The following is a 5,442-nucleotide window of genomic DNA, read 5'->3' on the forward strand; positions in this document are numbered from 1 at the left end:
TTGCCCCGAGCGAAGTCCTGAGAGGGATGGAGTGAGGTGTGCGTGCGAAACTTGAGAACTCAACAGTGTGCCACATGTCGATGCCAAATTATCCCGGCATCCTCCGTTTGGGGGGTGCAGGATTCCTTTGGTTGACAACGAGACGTCAGTAATGATGTTTTGTTCGATGTCAGAGATTTAACTGGTCTTTTCGGAGACTTACTCTGTAATGTTGTATGCCGGATTCGTCTGGTTGTACGCCATTCATTTACGGAGAGTTTGATCCTGGCTCAGGACGAACGCTGGCGGCGTGCTTAACACATGCAAGTCGAACGGTGAACCCCAGCTTGCTGGGGGGATCAGTGGCGAACGGGTGAGTAACACGTGAGTAACCTGCCCCAGACTCTGGGATAAGCCTTGGAAACGAGGTCTAATACCGGATATGCAACATCTCCGCATGGAGCGTGTTGGGAAAGTTTTTCGGTCTGGGATGGACTCGCGGCCTATCAGCTTGTTGGTGAGGTAATGGCTCACCAAGGCGACGACGGGTAGCCGGCCTGAGAGGGCGACCGGCCACACTGGAACTGAGACACGGTCCAGACTCCTACGGGAGGCAGCAGTGGGGAATATTGCACAATGGGCGCAAGCCTGATGCAGCGACGCCGCGTGGGGGATGAAGGCCTTCGGGTTGTAAACCCCTTTCAGCAGGGAAGAAGCGAGAGTGACGGTACCTGCAGAAGAAGCGCCGGCTAACTACGTGCCAGCAGCCGCGGTAATACGTAGGGCGCAAGCGTTGTCCGGAATTATTGGGCGTAAAGAGCTCGTAGGCGGTTTGTCGCGTCTGCTGTGAAAACCCGAGGCTCAACCTCGGGCCTGCAGTGGGTACGGGCAGACTAGAGTGTGGTAGGGGAGACTGGAATTCCTGGTGTAGCGGTGGAATGCGCAGATATCAGGAGGAACACCGATGGCGAAGGCAGGTCTCTGGGCCACAACTGACGCTGAGGAGCGAAAGCGTGGGGAGCGAACAGGATTAGATACCCTGGTAGTCCACGCCGTAAACGGTGGGCACTAGATGTGGGGCTCTTTCCATGAGTTCCGCGTCGCAGCTAACGCATTAAGTGCCCCGCCTGGGGAGTACGGCCGCAAGGCTAAAACTCAAAGGAATTGACGGGGGCCCGCACAAGCGGCGGAGCATGCGGATTAATTCGATGCAACGCGAAGAACCTTACCAAGGCTTGACATATACCCTCTACCCCCAGAGATGGGGGGTGCTTCGGCGGGGTATACAGGTGGTGCATGGTTGTCGTCAGCTCGTGTCGTGAGATGTTGGGTTAAGTCCCGCAACGAGCGCAACCCTCGTCCTATGTTGCCAGCACGTAATGGTGGGGACTCATAGGAGACTGCCGGGGTCAACTCGGAGGAAGGTGGGGATGACGTCAAATCATCATGCCCCTTATGTCTTGGGCTTCACGCATGCTACAATGGCCGGTACAAAGGGCTGCGATACCGTAAGGTGGAGCGAATCCCAAAAAGCCGGTCTCAGTTCGGATTGAGGTCTGCAACTCGACCTCATGAAGTCGGAGTCGCTAGTAATCGCAGATCAGCAACGCTGCGGTGAATACGTTCCCGGGCCTTGTACACACCGCCCGTCAAGTCACGAAAGTCGGTAACACCCGAAGCCAGTGGCCCAACTCTTCGGAGAGGGAGCTGTCTAAGGTGGGATTGGCGATTGGGACTAAGTCGTAACAAGGTAGCCGTACCGGAAGGTGCGGCTGGATCACCTCCTTTCTAAGGAGCACCTACTTGTCTGTTCGCAGGCAGGTCAGGATCCCACAGCAGACCCGTTCGTGGTCTGGTGGGGCTCATGGATGGAACATCGACATGCGCCGGCAGCCGCCGGTCAGGCAGTCAGTACGCCCCTTGGGGGTGGGAACGCTGTGTGATCGGGTTGGGGTTGTCGGCTGGCACGCTGTTGGGTCCTGAAGGGTCGCACGTCAGTGCAGCTGCTTCAGACCGTCGAGCCCGGGTGACCGGGTGCACGGTTGCGGACCACCGGACCACATCAAACCGTCCAGCTTGGCTGGGCAGGTGTGTGGAGAGGGTGGGGCCGCCCGTCGTTTGAGAACTGCACAGTGGACGCGAGCATCTTTGATATCTGTGGTCAAGTTTTTAAGAGCACATGGTGGATGCCTTGGCAGCAGGAGCCGAAGAAGGACGTTGTAGCCTGCGATAAGCCTCGGGGAGCTGGCAAACAAGCTGTGATCCGAGGATGTCCGAATGGGGAAACCCCGCTGGAGTCATGTCCAGTGACCCACGCCTGAACACATAGGGCGTGTGGAGGGAACGTCGGGAAGTGAAACATCTCAGTACCGACAGGAAGAGATATTCCGTGAGTAGTGGCGAGCGAAAGCGGATGAGGCCAAACCGTACACGTGTGATACCCGGCAGGGGTTGCGTGTGCGGGGTTGTGGGACCTTTCGGGAAGATCTGCCGGTCTTCCAAGGAGTCAGAAATCCGCGTGATAGTCGAAGGGCATTGAAAGGCCCGGCATAGAGGGTGCGACCCCCGTAGACGAAATCATGCGGACTCCTGAGAGTCATCCCAAGTAGCACGGGGCCCGAGAAATCCCGTGTGAATCTGTAGAGACCACTCTATAAGCCTAAATACTACCTGCTGACCGATAGCGAATCAGTACCGTGAGGGAAGGGTGAAAAGTACCCCGAGAGGGGAGTGAAATAGTACCTGAAACCGTGTGCTTACAATCCGTCGGAGCCTCCTTAGCTGGGGTGACGGCGTGCCTTTTGAAGAATGAGCCTGCGAGTTAGTGCTCAGTGGCAAGGTTAACCCGTGTGGGGCAGCCGTAGCGAAAGCGAGTCCGAATAGGGCGTTTGAGTCGCTGGGTCTAGACCCGAAGCGAAGTGATCTATCCATGGCCAGGCTGAAGCGCGGGTAAGACCGCGTGGAGGGCCGAACCCACTTGGGTTGAAAACCGAGGGGATGAGCTGTGGATAGGGGTGAAAGGCCAATCAAACTTCGTGATAGCTGGTTCTCCCCGAAATGCATTTAGGTGCAGCGTTGCGTGTTTCTTGCCGGAGGTAGAGCTACTGGATGGCCGATGGGCCCCACCAGGTTACTGACGTCAGCCAAACTCCGAATGCCGGTAAGTGAGAGCGCAGCAGTGAGACTGCGGGGGATAAGCTTCGTAGTCGAGAGGGAAACAGCCCAGAACACCAACTAAGGCCCCTAAGCGTGTGCTAAGTGGGAAAGGATGTGGAGTTGCATAGACAACCAGGAGGTTGGCTTAGAAGCAGCCACCCTTGAAAGAGTGCGTAATAGCTCACTGGTCAAGTGATTCCGCGCCGACAATGTAGCGGGGCTCAAGTACACCGCCGAAGTTGTGTCATTCACACATTGCGCTAGGCCTTCGTGGTCCAGGCGTGTGGATGGGTAGGGGAGCGTCGTGTGGCGGGTGAAGTCGCGGGGTAACCCAGCGGTGGACGCCACACGAGTGAGAATGCAGGCATGAGTAGCGAAAGACGGGTGAGAAACCCGTCCGCCGAATGACCAAGGGTTCCAGGGCCAGGTTAATCCGCCCTGGGTAAGTCGGGACCTAAGGCGAGGCCGACAGGCGTAGTCGATGGACAACGGGTTGATATTCCCGTACCGGCGAAGGACCGCCCATGACGAGGCGGACGATGCTAAGTGCCCAAAGCCGGCGAACCCTTCGGGGGGAGCTCGGTGGCGCGCACGAACCAGATCCGTAGTAGTCAAGCGTAGTAACAGGGGTGACGCAGGAAGGTAGCCGAGCGTGGCGATGGTAGTCCACGTCTAAGGGTGTAGGCCGAACCGTAGGCAAATCCGCGGTTCATACAGGCTGAGACCTGATGGTGACCCCGTACGGGGGAAATCGGTGATCCTATGCTGCCAAGAAAAACCTCGGCGCGAGGTCCTAGCCGCCCGTACCCCAAACCGACTCAGGTGGTCAGGTAGAGAATACTAAGGCGATCGAGAGAATCGTGGTTAAGGAACTCGGCAAAATGCCCCCGTAACTTCGGGAGAAGGGGGGCCTGAGGCGTGAACCACCTAGCGTGGGGAAGCGTTTGAGGGCCGCAGAGACCAGGGAGAAGCGACTGTTTACTAAAAACACAGGTCCGTGCGAAGTCGCAAGACGATGTATACGGACTGACGCCTGCCCGGTGCTGGAAGGTTAAGAGGAGGGGTCAGCCGCAAGGCGAAGCTCCGAATTTAAGCCCCAGTAAACGGCGGTGGTAACTATAACCATCCTAAGGTAGCGAAATTCCTTGTCGGGTAAGTTCCGACCTGCACGAATGGCGTAACGACTTCTCCGCTGTCTCAACCGCGAACTCGGCGAAATTGCACTACGAGTAAAGATGCTCGTTACGCGCAGCAGGACGGAAAGACCCCGGGACCTTTACTATAGCTTGGTATTGGTATTCGGTGTGGTTTGTGTAGGATAGGTGGGAGACTATGAAGCCGGAACGCCAGTTTCGGTGGAGTCATTGTTGAAATACCACTCTGATTACTCTGGATATCTAACCTCGGTCCGTAATCCGGATCAGGGACAGTGCCTGGTGGGTAGTTTAACTGGGGCGGTTGCCTCCCAAAGAGTAACGGAGGCGCCCAAAGGTTCCCTCAGCCTGGTTGGCAATCAGGTGGCGAGTGCAAGTGTACAAGGGAGCTTGACTGTGAGACTGACAGGTCGAGCAGGGACGAAAGTCGGGACTAGTGACCCGCCGGTGGCATGTGGAAGCGCCGGCGCTCAACGGATAAAAGGTACCCCGGGGATAACAGGCTGATCCTGCCCAAGAGTCCATATCGACGGCATGGTTTGGCACCTCGATGTCGGCTCGTCGCATCCTGGGGCTGGAGTTGGTCCCAAGGGTTGGGCTGTTCGCCCATTAAAGCGGTACGCGAGCTGGGTTTAGAACGTCGTGAGACAGTTCGGTCCCTATCCGCTGCGCGCGCAGGAAATTTGAGAAAGGCTGCCCCTAGTACGAGAGGACCGGGGTGGACCAACCTCTGGTGTGCCAGTTGTTCCGCCAGGAGCACGGCTGGTTGGCTACGTTGGGAAGGGATAACCGCTGAAAGCATCTAAGCGGGAAGCCTGTTTCAAGATGAGATTTCCACGGAACTTGTTCCGAGAGGCCCCCTATAGACCATGGGGTTGATAGGCCGGACGTGGAAGCGAGGACTCAAGACTCGTGAAGCTGACCGGTACTAATAGGCCGACAACTTGACACACACTCAAGTTAGATAAGAATGCTACGCGTCCACTGTGCGGTTCCCGAACTACGGTCGGAAACCGATTGAAAGTTCCATAGAGTTGCCGCAGCCACAGCGAGAGGGAAACGCCCGGTCCCATTCCGAACCCGGAAGCTAAGCCTCTCAGCGCCGATGGTACTGCACCCGCCAGGGTGTGGGAGAGTAGGACGCTGCGGCACA

The 5,442-nt window shown here is 57.1% G+C and carries 3 rRNA genes; all 3 read left to right on the forward strand.

Annotated elements, in window-relative coordinates:
- Positions 1-246: 246 nt before the first annotated feature.
- The 3 genes from AOM00_RS15050 (at position 247) to rrf (ending at position 5,441) form a co-directional block, all read left to right on the forward strand.
- Positions 247-1,767: ribosomal RNA gene (locus tag AOM00_RS15050) — 16S ribosomal RNA — on the forward strand.
- A 371-nt stretch (positions 1,768-2,138) separates the two neighbouring features.
- Positions 2,139-5,241, forward strand: a 23S ribosomal RNA gene (locus AOM00_RS15055).
- Positions 5,242-5,324: 83 nt separating this feature from the next.
- Positions 5,325-5,441: ribosomal RNA gene (rrf, locus tag AOM00_RS15060) — 5S ribosomal RNA — on the forward strand.
- Together the 16S, 23S and 5S rRNA genes form the textbook arrangement of a ribosomal RNA operon.
- Position 5,442 lies beyond the last annotated feature (1 nt).

It is taken from the genome of Demequina gelatinilytica (genome assembly GCF_000971115.1).
GTDB lineage: Bacteria > Actinomycetota > Actinomycetes > Actinomycetales > Demequinaceae > Demequina > Demequina gelatinilytica.